The following is a 20,516-nucleotide window of genomic DNA, read 5'->3' as shown; positions in this document are numbered from 1 at the left end:
CTGTGGGAGCGAGCCTGCTCGCGAAGGCGGTACACCAGTCAACACATTCAGTGCATGAACAACCGCATTCGCGAGCAGGCTCGCTCCCACAATGGATATCCACCGGATTCGAGAAATCACAGGCAATAAAAAACGGCCCGTTCCTTGTAGGAATCGGGCCGTTTTCAGGTGAGCCGAAGCTCAGTGCATCACTTGTTCAGGTTGAAATCTTTTTCCGCCGCTTCGAAGCGCATCACCATGCCTTTGCTTGGCGAACCGAGCTTGCTGACGATGAAGATCGCCAGGCTGGCGAAGATGAAGCCCGGGATGATTTCGTACAGACCCATCACCTCGAAATGCTTCCACACCACCACGGTGATCGCGCCGACCAGGATACCGGCCAGTGCGCCGTCGCGGGTCATGCCTTTCCAGATCACCGAGATCAGGACAACCGGACCGAACGCAGCACCGAAACCGGCCCAGGCGTAGGACACCAGGCCCAGTACACGGTTCTCCGGGTTGGCGGCCAGAGCGATCGCGATCAGTGCAACCAGCAATACCATCGCGCGGCCGACCCAGACCAGTTCAACCTGGGAAGCGGATTTGCGCAGGAAGGTTTTGTAGAAGTCTTCGGTCAGGGCACTCGAGCACACCAGCAACTGGCAGCTCAGGGTGCTCATCACAGCAGCCAGAATGGCCGACAGCAGTACACCGGCAATCCATGGGTTGAAGAGGATTTTCGCCAGTTCAATGAACACACGTTCGTGGTTCTCGGTCACGGGACCGGCCAGCTCAGGGTGCGCCGAGAAGTAAGCGATACCGAAGAAACCAACGGCCACGGTGCCGCCCAGGCACAGGATCATCCAGGTCATGGAAATGCGACGCGCCTTGGCGATCGATTTCACCGAATCCGCTGCCATGAAACGCGCGAGGATGTGCGGCTGACCGAAATAGCCCAGACCCCAGCCCATCAGCGAGATGATGCCGATGAAGGTGGTGCCTTTGAGCATGTCGAAATTGCTTGGATCCTGGGCTTCGATCGCCAGGAACGTGGTATCGACGCCGCCAGTGGCCAGCAGGACGATGATCGGCGTGAGGATCAGCGCGAAGATCATCAGCGTGGCTTGCACGGTGTCAGTCCAGCTCACCGCGAGGAAACCACCGATAAAGGTGTAGGCAATCGTCGCCGCAGCACCGGCCCACAGCGCAGTCTCGTAGGACATGCCGAAGGTGCTTTCGAACAGACGGGCACCGGCCACGATGCCGGAAGCGCAGTAGATAGTGAAGAACACCAGGATCACGATCGCCGAGATGATCCGCAGCAGGCCGCTATTGTCTTCAAAACGGCTGGCGAAATAGTCCGGCAGGGTCAGGGCATCGCCGTTGTGCTCGGTCTGTACACGCAGACGGCCGGCAACGAAAAGCCAGTTCAGGTAGGCACCGATGATCAGACCGATGGCGATCCAGCTTTCGGACAGACCGGACATATAGATGGCGCCCGGCAGGCCCATCAGCAACCAGCCACTCATGTCGGAAGCACCGGCAGACAGCGCGGTGACGACGCTGCCCAGGCTGCGACCACCGAGAATATAGTCAGAAAGGTTGTTGGTGGAGCGATAGGCCATCAAGCCGATCAGCACCATTGCTGCGATGTAGATCACGAACGTGATCAGGGTTGGATTGCTTACGCTCATTGAGTTACGCCCTGGCTTTGTTTTTATGTAGCGGCGGTGGTGAACCGCTCGCAAACGACGACGTTTGGCAGACGATCCGGGATCCGGCGCATTTAGGACTGATGTTTCCCCAGGAAAGCCATCAGCCGGTACACCGGGTTATTCCCGGTTGCACCTAGGGCGCGAATGCTATGCAACAAAGCAAAACAGGTGCAACCAGTTTTTTGAGAATAAGTTGCACCTAGTCGGAATTATCGGCAATCACCCTGTTTTTGCTCCCTTTTAGCGCAGTCACGGCCCTTTGCTAGAAGCAAAAGCACCAACCAGGAGCAGCACTTTCGTACCAGAAAATAATTCCTGACGAGCTGCCTATTATTCCGACAAAAAAAGGGTTGCACCCGGTTGCACCTCTTTCAGCGCACGGCTAATCTTGCCGCCAGCTGATGCCACGCAACTGTGGCAACCATGAGGATAAAAATATGGCTACCACCACCCTTGGGGTCAAACTCGATGACCCGACCCGCGAGCGCCTGAAGGCGGCCGCGACCTCGATTGATCGCACACCGCACTGGCTGATCAAGCAGGCAATTTTCAATTACCTGGAAAAACTCGAGGGTGGTGCAACCCTGACCGAGCTGAACGGTTTGACCGCCAAGGACGCCGATGAGGCGGGCGAAGTCCACACCGATCACGCCCACCAATGCTTCCTCGAATTCGCTGAAAGCATCCTGCCGCAATCGGTACTGCGCGCATCGATCACTGCCGCTTACCGTCGCCCCGAGCCGGAAGTCGTGCCAATGCTGATCGAGCAGGCGCGCCTGCCGGCTCCGATGGCCGAAGCCACCAACAAGCTCGCCGCCTCCATCGCCGAAAAACTGCGTAACCAGAAAAGTGCCGGCGGTCGTGCAGGCATTGTTCAGGGCTTGCTGCAGGAATTTTCCCTGTCGTCCCAGGAAGGCGTGGCGCTGATGTGCCTGGCCGAAGCGCTGCTGCGCATCCCGGACAAGGGCACTCGCGATGCGCTGATCCGCGACAAGATCAGCACCGGCAACTGGCACCCGCACTTGGGCAACAGCCCTTCGCTGTTCGTCAACGCCGCCACTTGGGGCCTGCTGCTGACCGGCAAACTGGTCTCGACGCACAACGAAGCCGGCCTGACTTCGTCGCTGAGCCGCATCATCGGCAAGAGCGGCGAGCCGATGATCCGCAAGGGCGTCGACATGGCCATGCGCCTGATGGGCGAGCAGTTCGTCACCGGCGAAACCATCGCCGAAGCACTGGCCAATGCGAGCAAGTTCGAAGCCAAGGGCTTCCGTTATTCCTACGACATGCTCGGTGAAGCGGCACTGACCGAACACGACGCACAGAAGTACCTGGCGTCGTACGAACAAGCCATTCACTCGATCGGCAAAGCCTCCCACGGTCGTGGGATTTATGAAGGCCCGGGCATTTCCATCAAGCTCTCGGCCCTGCACCCGCGTTACAGCCGTGCGCAGTACGAGCGTGTGATGGACGAGCTGTATCCGCGTCTGTTGTCGCTGACCCTGCTGGCCAAGCAATACGACATCGGCCTGAACATCGACGCCGAAGAAGCCGACCGTCTCGAGCTGTCGCTGGATCTGCTTGAGCGTCTGTGCTTCGAACCGCAGCTGACTGGCTGGAACGGCATCGGCTTCGTGATCCAGGCTTACCAGAAGCGTTGCCCGTACGTGATCGACTACGTGATCGACTTGGCTCGCCGCAGCCGTCATCGCCTGATGATTCGTCTGGTGAAGGGCGCGTACTGGGACAGCGAAATCAAGCGCGCTCAGGTCGAAGGCCTGGAAGGCTATCCGGTCTACACCCGCAAGGTGTACACCGACGTTTCCTACATCGCCTGCGCACGCAAACTGCTGTCGGTGCCGGAAGTCATCTACCCGCAGTTCGCCACGCATAACGCCCATACGCTGTCGGCCATTTACCACATTGCCGGTCAGAACTATTACCCCGGCCAGTACGAATTCCAGTGCCTGCACGGCATGGGCGAACCTTTGTACGAGCAGGTTGTAGGCAAAGTTTCCGAAGGCAAGCTGAATCGTCCGTGCCGCGTGTACGCGCCGGTCGGCACCCACGAAACCCTGCTGGCGTACCTCGTACGTCGCTTGCTGGAAAACGGCGCGAACACTTCGTTCGTCAACCGCATCGCCGACCAGTCGATTTCGATTCAGGAATTGGTGGCCGATCCGGTAGCGCAGATCGAGCAGATGGCGACCGTGGAAGGTGGTTTCGGCCTGCCGCACCCGCGCATTCCGCTGCCGCGTGACTTGTACGGTTCTGAACGCGCCAACTCCAGCGGCATCGACATGGCCAACGAACATCGTCTGGCCTCGTTGTCCTGCGCATTGCTCGCCACCGCGCACAACGACTGGAAAGCCGCGCCGATGCTCGGTTGCGCTTCCAGCACCGAAACACCTGCACCTGTGCTGAACCCGGCAGACCACCGTGATGTGGTCGGCCACGTTCAAGAAGCCACGGTTGAAGACGTCGACAACGCCATTCAATGCGCCCTCAACGCTGCACCGATCTGGCAGGCCACCCCGCCGGCCGAACGTGCGGCGATTCTGGAACGCGCCGCTGATTTGATGGAAGGCGAGATCCAGCCGCTGATGGGCCTGCTGGCTCGCGAAGCCGGCAAGACCTTCGCCAACGCCATCGCCGAAGTCCGCGAAGCCGTCGACTTCCTGCGTTATTACGCGGTGCAGGCACGCAACGATTTCAGCAACGACGCCCACCGCCCACTGGGTCCGGTGGTATGCATCAGCCCGTGGAACTTCCCGCTGGCAATCTTCAGCGGCCAAGTCGCTGCTGCATTGGCTGCCGGTAACCCGGTTTTGGCCAAACCTGCAGAGCAAACTCCGCTGGTTGCCGCTCAAGCCGTGCGTTTGCTGCTCGAAGCCGGGATTCCGGAAGGCGTGCTGCAACTACTGCCGGGGCGCGGTGAAACCGTCGGTGCCGGTCTGGTTGGTGATGAGCGCGTCAAAGGCGTGATGTTCACCGGTTCCACCGAAGTCGCGCGTCTGCTGCAGCGCAACATCGCTGGCCGTCTCGACAGCCAGGGCCGCCCGATTCCGCTGATCGCCGAAACCGGTGGCCAGAACGCGATGATCGTCGACTCCTCGGCACTCACCGAACAAGTGGTGATCGACGTGGTGTCCTCGGCCTTCGACAGCGCTGGTCAGCGTTGCTCGGCACTGCGCGTACTGTGCTTGCAGGAAGATTCCGCGGATCGCGTCATCGAAATGCTCAAAGGTGCCATGGCTGAAAGCCGTCTCGGCAACCCTGAGCGTCTGTCCGTGGACATTGGCCCGGTGATCGACGCCGAAGCCAAGGCTGGCATCGACAAGCACATCCAGGGCATGCGCGACAAAGGTCGCAACGTGTACCAGGTGGCGATTGCCGACACCGAAGAAGTCAAACGCGGCACCTTCGTCATGCCGACCCTGATCGAACTGGAAAGCTTCGACGAACTGCAACGCGAGATCTTCGGTCCGGTGCTGCACGTGGTCCGCTACAAGCGTAAAGAAATCGATCAACTGATCGGCCAGATCAACGCTTCCGGTTACGGCCTGACCCTCGGCGTGCACACCCGCATCGACGAGACCATCGCCAAGGTGATCGACAACGTCAACGCCGGTAACGTCTACGTTAACCGCAACATCGTTGGTGCTGTGGTCGGCGTGCAGCCATTCGGCGGCGAAGGCTTGTCGGGCACTGGCCCGAAAGCTGGCGGCCCGCTGTATCTGTACCGTTTGCTGGCGACGCGTCCTACCGATGCGATCGAACAATCCTTCGCTCGCGGTGATGCTGCCGTCGCGCCGGATGTTCGCCTGCGTGATGCCATGAGCAAGCCGCTGAATGCCCTGAAAGCCTGGGCTGACAGCAACAAGTTTGCTGACCTGAGCAGCCTGTGCGCGCAGTACGCTGCGCAGTCGCAAAGCGGCATCACCCGCGTGCTGGCCGGCCCGACCGGTGAGAAGAACAGCTACGCGATCCTGCCGCGTGAGCACGTGCTGTGCCTGGCGGAGGTTGAAGGTGATTTGCTGACGCAACTGGCAGCGGTGCTGGCGGTAGGCGGTTCGGCGGTATGGCCGGAGTCCGACATCAGCAAGGCATTGTTCGCACGCCTGCCGAAGGAAATTCAGGCGCGGATCAAGCTGGTTTCTGACTGGAACAAGGATGAGGTGGTGTTTGATGCGGTTCTGCATCACGGCCATTCCGACCAGTTGCGCGGCGTTTGCCAGCAGATTGCCAAGCGTGCCGGTGCGATTGTCGGAGTTCAGGGCTTGTCCCAAGGCGAGACCAACATTGCGTTGGAGCGACTGGTGATCGAGCGCGCGTTGAGCGTTAACACCGCTGCGGCGGGTGGTAATGCCAGCCTGATGACCATCGGCTAATACCGATAAACCGGGCAGCCGCAATGGCTGCCCGGTGATCAATACCCCCTGTGGGAGCGAGCCTGCTCGCGAAGACGGAGTGTCAGTCGACATCAATATCGGCTGACGGACCGCCTTCGCGAGCAGGCTCGCTCCCACAGTGTTTTGTGGTGTTTGTTAAGTCGGCGCTCTGGCCCAACATCACGCTTATCAATCATCCTGTTCAGCCTTTATCAGCACGCCTAGACTCGGCCCAATCCAAAAAAAGGTAAGCCGCCATGTCCGAGACGCTGCTCAGTTCCCGCAATCTGGCTTTCGAGCTGTATGAAGTCCTTGATGCCGAGGGCCTGACCCGGCGCGAGCGCTTTGCCGAGCACAACCGCGAGACCTTCGATGCCGCCATCGGCACTGCGCGCAACATCGCCGAAAAGTACTTCGCGCCGCACAACCGCAAGGGCGACGAGAACGAGCCGCGCTATGAAGATGGCAAAGCGATTCTGATCCCCGAAGTAAAACCGGCAGTCGATGCCTTCCTCGAAGCCGGATTCCTCAACGCTGCGCGAAGTTTCGACGCTGGTGGCATGCAACTGCCTACGCTGCTGTCGCAAGCCTGTTTCGCTCACTTCCAATCGGCTAACGCCGCCTCGACCTCGTACCCGTTCCTGACCATGGGTGCGGCCAACCTGATCGAAAGCTTCGGCACCGAAGAGCAAAAACAGCGCTTCCTGCAACCGATGATCGACGGTCGTTTCTTCGGCACCATGGCCCTGACCGAACCGCACGCCGGTTCATCGCTGTCGGATATTCGTACGCGCGCCGAGCCGGCGTCCGACGGCACGTATCGGCTCAAGGGCAACAAGATCTTCATTTCCGGCGGCGATCACCCGCTCTCGGAAAACATCGTGCACATGGTCCTGGCCAAGCTGCCGGACGCGCCGCCGGGGGTGAAAGGTATTTCGCTGTTCATCGTGCCGAAGTTTCTGGTCAACGATGACGGCAGCCTCGGCCAACGCAATGACGTACTGCTCGCCGGACTGTTCCACAAGATGGGTTGGCGCGGCACCACTTCCACAGCGCTGAACTTCGGCGATAACGGTGAATGCGTCGGCTATCTGGTGGGCAAGGCGCATCACGGTTTGAGCTACATGTTCCAGATGATGAACGAGGCGCGGATCGGCGTTGGCATGGGCGCAGTCATGCTCGGTTACGCCGGGTATCTGTACTCGCTGGAATACGCCCGCGAGCGCCCGCAAGGTCGCGTGCCGGACAGCAAAGACCCAAGCACCGCGCCGGTGGCAATCATTCAGCACGCGGACGTCAGACGCATGCTGCTGACGCAAAAATCCTACGTCGAAGGGGCGTTCGACCTCGGCTTGTATGCGGCGAGGTTGTTCGACGACACCACCACGTTGGAGACCGAAGCCGAGCGCAAACAGGCGCATGAGTTGCTGGATTTGCTGACGCCCATCGTCAAATCCTGGCCGTCTGAGTTTTGCCTCAAGGCCAACGAACTGGCGATCCAGATTCTTGGCGGCCACGGTTACACCCGCGAATACCCGGTTGAGCAGTATTACCGCGACAACCGGTTGAACCCGATCCACGAGGGCACTCACGGCATTCAGTCGCTGGACTTGCTCGGGCGCAAACTGGCGCAGAACGGTGGCGCGGGACTGAAGCAATTGATTCGTCTGATCGCCAACACCGCAGAGCGCGCAACCGCGTACGAATCGCTGACCGCATTGCGTGAGCCACTGGAGAAACTGGTAGCTCGCCTGCAAACGGTGACCCTTGGCTTGCTGACCGATCTGGCACAGGGCAAGGTCAACAGCAGCCTGGCGAATTCGGCGTTGTACCTGAAAGTGTTCGGGCACACGGTGATTGGCTGGCGCTGGCTGGAGCAGGCGATTCGTGCGGAGGAAGGGTTGGCCAAGGGCAAAGCGGCGGACGTCGACTTCTATAAAGGCAAGTTGCAGGCGGCGCGCTATTTCCTGACGTGGGAAGTGCCGGGTTGCCACCATGAGCTGGCGTTGCTGGAGGCGCGGGATGATACGTGTCTGGCGATGCAGGATGCGTGGTTCTGACTCATCGCCCATGTAGCGCCCCAACACACTTCAACGGTCTTCGCACCTGTCAGGTTTTACAGGTGTGGAGATCAGAAACTGACGATAGGCTATCTTCGCCCGACATGTAGTTTGCAGTTGCCCGGCAGGTACGGACACACGTCCGCCCCCTTACCTCATCCGAGTAAAAGCCATGAGCGAACATGTTCTCGAAGACCGATCCATCAAACTTTCAGGTCTTGTGACCCTGGACTATTGCGTTCTCGCCTCTATCTCTCAAATACCTGCGCGCAGCGGTACAGTCTGGACGAACAAGGATTCCAGCGAATCTATTGTCATCAGCAAAAACCATCACCGCACCTCTGACGAAGAGTCGCAGATCACCCTGACGACTTCCCCCGCCAATGGAGCGCCGACCGTTACTACGACGGCGGCAGGAATGTTTGAGATTATTTGCGCCGAAGACCGATACGAAACCAGCAACCGGGTTGCTTACAAAGAACATGCCCGTATCAGCTCCAATCAATGGCGGTCAGTGGTCTATGGCGGTGCAGATTTGAGCGACGAGATGTCAGTCACCAACATCGATCCGTATGTGAATCTCACTGAAGACCAGTTTCTGCTTTCCGCCAGAATCAATGATTACGTGATAGACCCACAGGCAGTGCGGGTCACCGCAAAGCGTTACACCCGCAGAGGCGACCGCTATCAGGTCACCGTCATCGTGCCGAACAACAGCTATGGCAGCGTCACGGATTTCAGCCAGAACGACATGTTCCGAACACTGGCAATCGGCGACAGCTATGCCGTCGATCAAACCATGCGCATCGTGAAAGAAAAACGAGTGTTCTACCTGGAGACGATTGGTGGCATCGAATTTTATGGGCGGGAAATTCTTCTGGCATGAAATACCTGATCCGCCGTCGCGCCGATGCGCCACTTATGGCGCGTCGACTGATCTGAAAACCGTAGAACTTAGCTCAGCTTGAACCCACCCATCTGCCGCGCTAGATCATCCGCTAGTCGCTGCAACATCTGACAATCCTCACGACACGCCCGAACCTCCCCCGCCGTCGCCCGCGCCAGATCGGAAATGCCCTGCACGTTGCGGTTGATCTCTTCAGTCACCGCCGACTGTTCTTCCGTCGCCGTCGCCACCTGATGGTTCATGTCACTGATGCGCTCGACCTGCCCGGTAATCGCCGTCAGCGAAGCTCCGGTACGCTGGCTCGACTCAACCCCGGTGCCCGTCGCCGCCTGCCCCGTGCGCATCGATGACACGGCGTTTTCCGCCCCCTGCTTGAGGCTGCCGATCATCTGCTGAATCTCGTCAGTGGACGCCTGAGTCCGCCGTGCCAACGTCCGGACTTCATCAGCAACAACTGCAAAACCACGCCCCATATCTCCGGCACGCGCGGCTTCGATAGCTGCGTTCAAAGCCAGCAAATTCGTCTGTTCGGACACCCCGCGAATCACCGCCAACACCGAATCAATCGACGCCACTTGATGCGCCAGTTCACCCACCGCGCCCGCTGCCAAGCCAATCTCATCGGACATGCTTTCAATGTGCCGAATCGAACCGCCGACCACTTCCCGTGCCTGCATGGCCTCATCCCGCGCGGTTTGCGAGGCGAGCGCCGCGTTGCCGGCGTTCTGCGCGATTTCCTGCACGGTCAGGCCCATTTCATGAACGGCCGTGGCAACCATGTCGGTCATTTCCTGCTGACGGCCGGAGCGCTCGGCAGTGTTATCGACAACCTTGGCCACTTGCCCGACAGCCGTGCGCAAACGCTCGCTGGTGGTCAGCACTTCGGCAATCATCCCGCGCTGGCTATCGAGGAAGCGGTTGAAGCCCCGCGCCAGATCGCCCAGTTCATCAGCGCGACTGGAATCTAACCGATGGGTCAAATCTCCCCCACCGCTACCGATTGCTACCAGCGCGGCTGTTACCTGACGAATCGGCCGCACCAAACCCTGCGCCAGCCAGACCACCAACGCCAGGCACACCAGCGCCACGGCCAGACCGATGCCGCCGCTCATCCACATCGCTTTGCGGGCTTCGGCATAGATTTGCGACTGCGGCACTTCGGCCACCAGGGTCCAGCCCAGATCACGCAAGGGCAGGCTGAAGGCGAGGAAATCCTCTCCCGCTCTTTGGAAGCTGCTGCTTACGGCAGTTTTTTGACCCATGACGGCCTGCGCGGCCGAGGCACCGATCTGCTCTGTAAGGGTGCGTTTACCGCTGAACTGCGCCTCGGGATGCACCTGGATCAAACCATCGGAACGCACGAGATAGACCTTGCCGCGCTCGCCGAAGCTGAAGTTGTGGATCAGCTCGGACAGCTCTTTCATGCTCAAGCCGAGTCCGGCAACGCCGACAACTTTGCCAGCCTGCTCGACCTTCAAGTCAATGAACAGCGCCAACTCGCCGGTCGCGCCATCGTTGTCGATATTGAGGGTGCGCGGCTGCTGACTGTCGAGGAAAGAGTAGAACCAGGCATCGGCAGGTTTGGCGCGACTGAGGGTGCGATCCAGGCCTTTTTCGGTGATGTAATGATTGGATTCGGTGCCGATGATCAACGCCGTAAAAGCTTTGTGTTCGGCGCGAATGCCTTCCAGATACTGCGCAAAGGCTGCTGTTTTGCCGCTGTCTTCACCCGACGCGAGCCAGTCGCGAACCATGGTGTTGCTGGCAATGTCTTTGGCCGCCGTCAGCGGTTGCACGAGGATGCGTTCGATGTCGTTGCGCGTCGCTTCGATGCTCGACGGCAATGCTTGCTCGACCAGATAGCTCTGGGCGAGGCGGTTGACCACCAGGGTATAAATGCCAACCACGATCAGGATGCTGACCAGCAGGGCGGTGCCCATGCTGAGGATCAGCTGCCATTGAATACTGCGTCGCCACAACTGCATGGAGCACCCCCAAAGAATAAGTGGCCGAAACGATGCAACAGCCGTGCCGATTGTATACAACTCAATCAACAATCTATTCTTTGGTTGTGCGCAAACCCATCAGCCCTGATTGATGGTCTTGGCGATGGTGTCGACCGTGGCGCTGACTTGCTCTTGGTAACGGTCGAGTTCTTCCTGGTGCTGCTTCTTCATTTCGATCTGCTGCGAGCACAGATTCATCGCTGCCAGCACCAGCAAGCGGTCACCGATCAGCGTCGGGTATTTGCGTTTGGTGTCGGCCAAAGCGGCCTTGAGCATCAATGCCGCGTCCAGCAGGGTCTGTTCTTCCCCGGCCGGTGCCTTGATCGAATAGTCCTCCCCAAGAATGGAGATGACCTTTACCCCTGCTGTGCCGTGGTTCATGCGCTGACAGGACCTGCGTTGACGCGATCAACCAGGGCCTGAATGCGCGCGGCGGTGGCGCCGTGCTTTTCTTCCTGTTCCATCAGGTTCAGTTGCAGGCTTTCGTTTTCATCCTTGGCCTGGGCCAGTTCCGTGGTCAGGGTCTGGTTGGTGTGTGCCAGGGTCTGGTTCTGTTGCACCAGGTCGCTGACGAGCTGTTCCAATTGGCTGAGGGATGCTTCCAACATTTTGATCTTCCAAGCGTTTTTCAAAGGGCGCGTACGATAAAGAAAAGTCACCACAGATGCCAGGGTTAAACCGGCGCAAAGCCTTGATTTTCCTGGCGGGCGAGCGTTCCCGCGAGCTTTAAAGACTGTGATTTGCCGATCTTGTTCCTGCACTTCGTCGCTCAGGCCCGTCTGCGACAAATACGCACACCGACTCAAGACTTTAGTCGTAGGACCGATAAGTCACCCATACAGCAGTTTCAGCCCGCATGGATGCGGCCCTTTTCGGTACCCGCCCATGTCCCTTCGCAATATGAATATCGCCCCTCGGGCGTTCACCGGTTTCGCCCTGATCGGCGGCCTGATGTTGATTCTTGGCGTGTTCGCCTTGAACCAGATGAGCAAAATCCGCGGCGCCGCCGAGGATATCTCGTCCAGCAGCGTGCCGAGCATCAAGAACCTCGACGAGTTCACCCAACTGACCCTGCGCCTGCGAGTGTTGTCGTACCGCTTGCTGGTCAACCGCGAACCGGACGTACAGCAGAAAACCATGGAACTGCTGGACATGCGCAATCAGCAGATCCGCGCCGCTCAAACGGCTTACGAGCCATTGATCGGCAGCCCTGAGGAACGCACGGCGTATGACCAATACGTGCAACTGCTCGGTCAGTACCGCCAGATCGAAGACCGCATGAAAACCCTGTCACGCAACAATCAGGTCGATGAGCTGCGCACCCTGCTCAACACCGAGTTGCTGAACAACTCCGAAGCGGTGAACGGTGTGCTCAACCGTCTGATGCAGATCAACGGCGAGCAGATCAGCGAGACTAACGAGCAAGCCGCTAATCAGTATTCTTCGGCTTTCGATCTGGTGGTGACCCTGCTGGTGATTGCCACCGGCCTGACGCTGCTGTTCGCCTGGCTGCTGACCACCAGCATCACCAAGCCGATTTCCAAGGCACTGGAAGCGGCGGAAACCATCGCAGAAGGCAACCTGACCCAGCCGATCCATGTCGACGGTTCCGACGAAGCCGGGCGCCTGCTGGCGGCCATGGCAAAGATGCAGTCGAAACTGCGTGACACCCTGCAGCGGATTTCCGGCTCGGCCACGCAGCTTGCATCGGCAGCGGAAGAGCTGAACAGCGTCACCGACGAAAGCGCCCGTGGCCTGACTCAGCAGAACAATGAAATCGAGCAGGCGGCCACGGCGGTCAACGAGATGACCAGCGCCGTGGAAGAAGTGGCGCGCAACGCGGTGAGCACTTCGGAAGCCTCGAAGAACGCCACCACATCGGCCGGCGACGGTCGTGATCTGGTCCAGGAAACGGTGAGCGCCATCGAACGCATGAGCGCCGATGTGCAGAGCACTGCCTCGTTGATCGGTGATCTGGCCAATGAATCCCGTGACATCGGCAAGGTGCTGGACGTGATTCGTGGTCTGGCCGATCAGACCAATCTGCTGGCGCTGAACGCGGCGATTGAAGCGGCGCGTGCCGGTGAGGCCGGTCGTGGTTTTGCGGTAGTGGCGGATGAAGTTCGCGCATTGGCGCATCGCACTCAACAGTCGACCAGCGAAATCGAGCGGATGATCGGCAGCATTCAGAGCGGCACCGAACACGCCGTGGATTCGATGCGTAACAGCACCGAGCGCGCCGAGTCGACGCTGAACATTGCCCGTGGCGCCGGGATGTCGCTGGACACCATCAACACGGCGATCGTCGAGATCAACGAGCGCAACCTGGTGATCGCCAGTGCGGCGGAAGAACAGGCGCAAGTGGCGCGCGAAGTTGACCGCAACCTGGTGAACATCCGTGATCTGTCGGTGCAATCGGCGACTGGGGCGAATCAGACCAGTGCAGCGAGTAATGAACTGTCACGCCTGGCGCTGGATCTGAACAACATGGTTGGGCGCTTCAGCCTTTAATCCACCCATGCAGTGGCTGGTGAAACTCCTTTGTGGTGAGGGGATTTATCCCCGTTGGGTTGCGCAGCAGCCCCAGGATCTCAGGCGTTTCAGATAGATCGAGTTCACCGGTCTTACGACGGCTGCGCCGCCGAACGGGGATAAATCCCCTCGCCACAGTTTTCAGTTGGCGCACATTCAATGTGATGCCAATGCAAAAACCTTTTTGACAGCATCACATTTCAACAGGTTAGAATCGCTGGCACGCAGACTGCATGGTCAGTTTGTGCCCGTCTTTACGTCCCTGGAGTACTGCCTTTGAATGCGACGACCATCAACAGCCTGTTCTTGATCGGCGCGTTGCTGGTAGGTGCGAGCATTCTTGTCAGTTCACTTTCCTCCCGTCTCGGCATTCCGATTCTGGTCATTATCCTTGCCGTCGGCATGGCCGCCGGGGTCGATGGCGGCGGGATCATTTTCGATAACTACCCAACGGCCTATCTGGTCGGCAACCTCGCACTTGCGGTGATCCTCCTCGACGGTGGTTTGCGCACACGGGTGTCGAGTTTCCGCGTGGCGTTATGGCCGGCGTTGTCGTTGGCCACGGTCGGGGTGTTGATCACCACCGGGCTGACCGGCATGGCGGCGGCGTGGCTGTTCGACCTCAACATGATTCAGGGCCTGCTGATCGGCGCCATCGTCGGTTCGACAGACGCCGCTGCGGTGTTCTCACTGCTCGGCGGCAAAGGCCTCAACGAACGGGTCACCGCCAGCCTGGAAATCGAATCCGGCAGCAACGACCCGATGGCGGTGTTTCTCACCGTGACCCTGATCGACATGCTCGCCAGCGGCCAGACCGGACTGCACTGGAGCCTGCTGACGCACCTGATCCGCGAATTCGGTATCGGTGGCGTGATCGGTCTCGGCGGCGGCTGGCTGATGCTGCAGTTGGTCAACCGGATCAATCTCGCTGCCGGTCTCTATCCGATTCTGGTGATTGCCGGCGGTCTGCTGGTGTTTGCCCTGACCAACGCCCTGCATGGCAGTGGCTTCCTCGCGGTGTACCTATGCGGTCTGGTGATCGGCAACCGTCCGGTGCGCAGCCGCCACGGCATTCTGCACATGCTCGACGGCATGGCCTGGCTGGCGCAGATCGGCATGTTCCTGGTGTTGGGGCTGCTGGTCACGCCGCACGATTTGCTGCCAATCGCCCTGCCCGCCCTCGGTCTGGCGCTGTGGATGATTCTGTTCGCGCGGCCGCTGTCGGTAATCGTCGGTTTGCTGCCATTCAAGGCATTCCACGGCCGTGAAAAAGCCTTCATCTCCTGGGTGGGTCTGCGTGGTGCGGTACCGATCATTCTCGCGGTGTTCCCGCTGATGGCCGGGCTGCCGAATGCGCAGCTGTACTTCAACCTCGCCTTCTTCATTGTGTTGGTCTCGTTGCTGGTGCAGGGCACAAGCCTGCCGTGGGTCGCCAAACTGTTGAAGGTGACGGTGCCGCCGGAGCCCGCGCCGATCTCCCGATCCGCGCTGGAAGTGCACATCACCAGTGAGTGGGAGCTGTTCGTTTACAAGCTCGGCGCAGAGAAATGGTGCATCGGTTCACCCCTGCGCGAGTTGAAAATGCCCGAAGGCACACGCATCGCCGCGCTGTTTCGTGGCCAACAATTGCTCCATCCGTCGGGTAGTACCGTATTGGAAGTCGATGATTTGCTGTGTGTTATCGGCCATGAACACAACTTGCCGGCCCTCGGAAAACTCTTCAGCCAGGCACCGCAACGCGGCCTCGATCTGCGTTTCTTCGGCGACTTCGTACTCGAAGGAGACGCCCAGCTTAAAGCGGTTGCGGCGCTTTATGGCTTGCCGACCGAGGGCATTGATCCAGACACGACGCTGGGCGCCTTTATCGCCCACAAGGTCGGTGGTGCACCGATCGTTGGTGACCAGGTCGAGTGGAACAACACCCACTGGACGGTCGCGGTCATGGACGGGAACAAGATCGGCAAAGTCGGCGTCAGATTCCCCGAAGGAAGTCGCCCGGGCCCCGGACTCTTCCTCTAAACTGCGTCCACTCTCACTTGCTCGACCGGTCTCTATGCCTACCCTGCGCTCCTTTTTTGCTGCGGCCCTGCTGGGCCTGAGTCTTACTGTCGGCCCGCTTTACGCCGCCGAACCACCGTCCAGCGAAGCCGTGCAGGCCAGTCTGGACAAACTCGCCGACAGCAAACTGCCGGACGCTGATAAAAAGACCCTGCAAACCGTTCTGCAGAACACGCTCAACCAGCTCAACAACAAGAATGATTACGAGCAGAAGCTGGTCGACCTCAAGCAGCAACTGGCCACCGCACCCAAGCAGACGATTGAAAACGCCCGCGAGCTGACGCGCCTCAAGGCCAGCAGCGTGGTGCCGGTGGCGCAGCGTTTCCCCAGGGAATCAATCCAGCAACTGGAGCAAATCCTCACCGATCGCTCCACTCAGCAAAGTGACCTGCAAAAGGCCCTGGCCGACGCCAACAGCCTGATCATCACCGCGCAGACGCGCCCCGAGCGCGCCCAGGCGGAGATTTCCGCCAGCCAGACGCGCATCCAGCAGATCAACAACATCCTCAAGTCCGGCAAGGACGCGGGCAAGACCGTCAGCGCCGAGCAACGCGACCAGTTGAACGCCGAACTGGCGGCACTGAACGCGCTGATCCCGCTGCGCCGTCAGGAACTGGCCGGCAACAGCCAGTTGCAGGATCTGGGCAACTCCCAGCATGACGTGCTCTCGGAGAAATCCGACCGCCTCGACCGCGAGATTCAGGAACTGCAAACGCTGATCAACCAGAAGCGTCTGGCGCAGTCGCAGGAAACCGTTACCCAGCAGTCGATCGAAGCGCAAAAGGCCGGCGGCAGCAGCCTGCTCGCCAGCGAAAGCACGGCCAACCTCAAGCTCTCCGACTACCTGCTGAAAAGCACTGACCGGCTCAACGAAGTCACCCAGCAGAACCTGCAAACCAAACAACAACTCGACAGCCTGACCCAAAGCGATTCCGCTCTGGACGAACAGATCAACGTGCTCAAGGGCAGCCTGCTGCTGTCGAAGATTCTCTACAAACAGAAACAAGCCCTGCCGCGCCTCAAGGTCGACCGCGACCTGGCGGACCAGATCGCCGACATTCGTCTGTATCAGTTCGAAGTCAGCCAGCAGCGTGAATTGCTCAGCAATCCTTCGACCTACGTCGATAACCTGCTCGCTACACAGCCGCCGGAACAAGTCACCCCGCAACTGCGCAAAAGCCTGCTGGATCTGGCCAATACCCGCGCTGACTTGCTTGAGCGGCTGAACCGCGAGCTGAGCGCGGTACTCAACGAATCGATCACCCTGCAACTGAACCAGAAGCAACTGCTGAGCACTGCGCAAAGTCTGCGCGCGACCCTCGATGAGCAGATGTTCTGGATTCCCAGCAACAAGCCGCTGGACATCGAATGGATGCGCGGTGTGCCGGAGCGCCTCAAGCGTCAGGTCGACACCCTGCCGTGGGCCTCGAGCCTGAGCGAACTGACCGACGGCCTGATCCAGCGACCGCTGCTGTTCCTGCCACTGGCACTGCTGATCGGTGCACTGCTGTGGCGGCGCAAAAGTCTCTACGGGAAACTCAACAAGGTTCACCAGGACATCGGTCACTTCAAGCGTGACAGCCAGTGGCACACGCCGCAGGCGATCCTGATCAACATTCTGCTGGCGATGCCGGTGGCGCTGGGTCTGGCGCTGTGTGGTCTGGCCTTGCAGATCGACGCCCGAGGGCAGAACGCCAACATGGGCGCGGCACTGCTGCAAATGGGGCAGGCGTGGCTGGTGTTCTACACCGCCTACCGGATTCTGGCGCCGGGTGGCGTGGCAGAACTGCACTTCCGCTGGGAAAAACCTCAGGTCGAATTCCTCCAGGGCTGGGTGCGTCGACTGGGGCTGGTGGTTCTGGCGCTGGTGGCCGTGGTCGCAGTGGCCGAATTGCAACCGGCGGCATTGGCCGACGACGTATTGGGCATGCCGGTGGTGCTGATTTGCTACGCCCTGATGGCATGGCTGCTCAGTCGCCTACTGATCAGCAGCCCGGCCCACGAAAACGCCTCGCTGTTCCGTAAGGCGGTGGGAGTGATGTTCACCTTGTTGCCCATCGCGCTGTTCGTTGCCGTGTGCTTCGGCTACTACTACACGGCACTGAAACTCAGCGACCGCTTGATCAACACCCTGTACCTGCTGATGTTCTGGCTGGTGATCGAAGCCACTTTCGTCCGCGGTCTCGCGGTCGCGGCACGGCGCTTGGCCTATCAGCGCGCCCTGGCCAAACGCCAGGCGGCAAAAGAGGCCGGCGATGGCGAAGCGGTGATCGAAGAACCGACGCTCGACATCGAAAAGGTCAATGAGCAGTCCCTGCGCCTGATCCGTCTGGCCTTGCTCGGCGGTTTCATCGCCGCGCTGTACTGGGTCTGGTCGGATCTGATTTCAGTGTTCTCCTACCTCGACAACATTACCCTCTACGAATACACCAGCGGCACCGGCGCCAACATGAGCATGGTGCCGATCAGCATTGGCGACATGCTCGGCGCGCTGATCATCATCGGCATCACCTTCGCCCTCGCACGCAACTTGCCGGGCCTGCTTGAAGTGTTTGTGCTGTCCAAGCTCAATCTGGCGCAAGGCAGTGCCTATGCGACCACGACGTTGCTGTCCTATGTGATCGCCGGTGTCGGTTTCGTCTCGACCCTGTCGACCCTCGGCGTCAGTTGGGACAAGTTGCAATGGCTGGTGGCGGCGCTGTCGGTCGGCCTCGGTTTCGGTATGCAGGAGATCTTCGCCAACTTCATCTCCGGCATCATGATTCTCTTCGAGCGCCCGGTACGCATCGGCGACACCATCACCATCGGCAACCTCTCGGGCACGGTGAGCAAGATCCGCATCCGCGCGACGACCATCACCGACTTCGACCGCAAGGACATCATTGTTCCGAACAAGACGTTCATTACCGGGCAACTGATCAACTGGTCGCTGACCGACACCATTACCCGCGTGACGCTGAAACTGGGGGTCGACTACGGTTCGGATCTCGATCTGGTCAAAGAGCTGCTGCTCAAGGCCGCCCGCGAGAACCCGCGCGTGCTCAAGGAACCCGAGCCGCACGTGTACTTCCTCAACTTCGGTGAAAGCACCCTCGACCATGAATTGCGCATGCACGTGCGCGACCTCGGTGACCGCAACCCGGTGATCGACGAGGTCAACCGCTTCATCAACCGTGAGTTCAAGAAGCAGCACATCAACATCTCCTTCCGCCAGATGGAGGTTTACCTGAAGAACCTGCACGGCCAGGAATACAAGTTGGTGCCGGTCGAAGCAGAGACGAAAACCATCGTCGCGGTGCCCGACGAGCAAAAACCGCCGCAAGAACCGCCGCCGGCCAAACTCGACTAACCGACCTATACCCAGCAGAATGCTCGGACATTCTGCTGGAGCCGGCCCGTGAAAGCCCTCGACGAACTGACCTTCGATAATCGCTTCGCCCGCCTCGGCGATGCGTTCTCCGCTCACGTGCTGCCCGAGCCGATCGACAACCCGCGTCTGGTAGTGGCAAGCCCGGCGGCCATGGCTTTGCTCGATCTCGACCCGGCAACCGCCGAAACCCGGGAATTCGCCGAACTGTTCGGTGGCCACAAGCTGTGGGCCGATGCCGAGCCACGGGCGATGGTCTATTCCGGGCATCAGTTCGGCGGCTATACACCGCAACTGGGCGATGGCCGCGGTTTGCTGCTGGGCGAGGTGTACAACGCGGCTGGCGAGCATTGGGACCTGCATCTCAAAGGCGCCGGGCAGACGCCTTTTTCGCGCATGGGCGATGGCCGTGCGGTGCTGCGTTCGTCGATCCGTGAGTTCCTCGCCTCCGAAGCTTTGTACGGACTGAACATTCCCTCCTCGCGCGCCGCCTGCGTGATCGGCTCCGACACCCCGGTCTGGCGCGAAAAACAGGAACGCGCGGCGATGGTGCTGCGCCTGGCGCCGAGCCACATCCGTTTCGGCCACTTCGAATATTTCTACTACACCAAGCGCCCCGAGCAGCAGAAAGCACTCGGCGAGCACGTGCTGGCGATGCACTTCCCGGAATGCCTGGAGCAGCCGGAACCGTATCTGGCGATGTTCCGCGAGATCGTCGAGCGCAATGCCGAGCTGATCGCCAAGTGGCAGGCCTACGGCTTCTGCCACGGCGTGATGAACACCGACAACATGTCGATCCTCGGCATCACCTTCGACTTCGGACCATTCGCCTTCCTCGACGACTTCGACGCCAACTTCATCTGTAACCATTCGGATGATCAGGGCCGCTACTCGTTCAGCAATCAGGTGCCGATCGGTCAGTGGAACCTCAGCGCGCTGGCCCAGGCGCTGACACCGTTCATCAGTGTTGAAGCGCTGCGCGAAACGCTGGGTTTGTACTTGCCACTGTTCCAAGCGCATTACCTCGACCTGATGCGCCGGCGCTTCGGTTTCACCACCGCAGAAGACGATGACCAGAAACTGCTGGAAGACTTGCTGCAACTGATGCAGAACAGCGGCGTCGACTACACGCTGTTTTTCCGCCGACTCGGAGAGGAATCAGCAGAAAAATCCGTCGCCCGTTTGCGTGACGACTTCGTCGACATCAAGGGTTTTGATGCCTGGGGCGAACGCTACGTTGCCCGGGTTGCCCGCGATGGTGATGCTGATCAGGAACAGCGCCGAGCGCGGATGCATGCGGTCAATCCGCTGTACATCCTGCGCAATTATCTGGCGCAAAAAGCCATCGATGCGGCTGAGCAGGGGGATTATTCGGAGGTGCGTCGGCTGCATGCGGTGCTGAGCAAACCGTTTGAGGAGCAGCCGGGGATGGAGAGTTATGCCGAGCGACCACCGGAGTGGGGCAAGCATCTGGAGATCAGTTGCTCTTCGTGAGGCGAGC

General features: G+C 59.7%; 11 protein-coding genes and 1 pseudogene. 8 read left to right on the top strand and 4 right to left on the bottom strand.

Features of this window, described 5'->3' with window-relative positions; genetic code table 11:
- Positions 1–188: 188 nt before the first annotated feature.
- Complete coding sequence (gene putP / locus JFT91_RS08375; protein ID WP_201230158.1) at positions 189–1,673, bottom strand: sodium/proline symporter PutP; 1,485 nt, start codon at positions 1,671–1,673, stop codon at positions 189–191.
- 458 nt (positions 1,674–2,131) lie between these two features.
- Here putP and putA point away from each other — a divergent pair, with 458 nt between their 5' ends.
- The 3 genes from putA to JFT91_RS08360 all read left to right on the top strand — a co-directional run bounded on the left by putA (position 2,132) and on the right by JFT91_RS08360 (position 9,031).
- Positions 2,132–6,085 (top strand): trifunctional transcriptional regulator/proline dehydrogenase/L-glutamate gamma-semialdehyde dehydrogenase, encoded by a 3,954-nt coding sequence (gene putA, locus JFT91_RS08370; RefSeq protein WP_201232074.1) that lies wholly within the window; start codon positions 2,132–2,134, stop codon positions 6,083–6,085.
- Between the two features lie 257 nt (positions 6,086–6,342).
- Positions 6,343–8,145 (top strand): acyl-CoA dehydrogenase, encoded by a 1,803-nt coding sequence (locus JFT91_RS08365; protein WP_201232073.1) that lies wholly within the window; start codon positions 6,343–6,345, stop codon positions 8,143–8,145.
- 172 nt (positions 8,146–8,317) lie between these two features.
- Positions 8,318–9,031, top strand: coding sequence for a hypothetical protein (locus JFT91_RS08360; protein ID WP_201232072.1), 714 nt, complete (start codon positions 8,318–8,320; stop codon positions 9,029–9,031).
- 68 nt (positions 9,032–9,099) lie between these two features.
- On the opposite strand, the gene JFT91_RS08355 is transcribed toward JFT91_RS08360, so the two are convergent.
- The 3 genes from JFT91_RS08355 to JFT91_RS08345 form a co-directional block, all read right to left on the bottom strand.
- On the bottom strand, positions 9,100–11,037 hold the full coding sequence (locus tag JFT91_RS08355) for a methyl-accepting chemotaxis protein (RefSeq protein WP_201230147.1): 1,938 nt from the start codon (positions 11,035–11,037) through the stop codon (positions 9,100–9,102).
- 99 nt (positions 11,038–11,136) lie between these two features.
- A complete protein-coding gene (locus JFT91_RS08350) occupies positions 11,137–11,439 on the bottom strand; it encodes a cell division protein ZapA (RefSeq protein ID WP_095138056.1) in 303 nt (100 codons plus the stop codon).
- A complete protein-coding gene (locus JFT91_RS08345) occupies positions 11,436–11,666 on the bottom strand; it encodes a hypothetical protein (protein WP_201149626.1) in 231 nt (76 codons plus the stop codon). Before JFT91_RS08345 ends, JFT91_RS08350 begins: the two co-directional genes overlap by 4 nt.
- A gap of 277 nt (positions 11,667–11,943) precedes the next feature.
- On the opposite strand from JFT91_RS08345, the pseudogene JFT91_RS30120 reads away from it, so the two are divergent.
- The 5 genes and pseudogenes from JFT91_RS30120 to selO all read left to right on the top strand — a co-directional run.
- Positions 11,944–12,666 (top strand): annotated as a pseudogene (locus tag JFT91_RS30120) (MCP four helix bundle domain-containing protein); the annotation flags it as partial.
- 30 nt (positions 12,667–12,696) lie between these two features.
- Complete coding sequence (locus JFT91_RS30115) at positions 12,697–13,569, top strand: methyl-accepting chemotaxis protein (protein WP_371042268.1); 873 nt, start codon at positions 12,697–12,699, stop codon at positions 13,567–13,569.
- A 297-nt stretch (positions 13,570–13,866) separates the two neighbouring features.
- Positions 13,867–15,609, top strand: a complete 1,743-nt coding sequence (locus JFT91_RS08335; protein ID WP_201230143.1) for a potassium/proton antiporter — start codon at positions 13,867–13,869, stop codon at positions 15,607–15,609.
- 34 nt (positions 15,610–15,643) lie between these two features.
- A complete protein-coding gene (mscK, locus tag JFT91_RS08330; RefSeq protein ID WP_201230136.1) occupies positions 15,644–18,997 on the top strand; it encodes a mechanosensitive channel MscK in 3,354 nt (1,117 codons plus the stop codon).
- A 48-nt stretch (positions 18,998–19,045) separates the two neighbouring features.
- Positions 19,046–20,509 (top strand): protein adenylyltransferase SelO, encoded by a 1,464-nt coding sequence (gene selO, locus JFT91_RS08325; protein WP_201232071.1) that lies wholly within the window; start codon positions 19,046–19,048, stop codon positions 20,507–20,509.
- Positions 20,510–20,516: the final 7 nt, after the last annotated feature.

The sequence above is a fragment of the Pseudomonas sp. TH08 genome (genome assembly GCF_016651275.1).
GTDB lineage: Bacteria > Pseudomonadota > Gammaproteobacteria > Pseudomonadales > Pseudomonadaceae > Aquipseudomonas.
The sequence above is the reverse complement of the archived record's forward strand: the minus strand, read 5'-3'. Positions and strand labels throughout refer to the sequence as shown.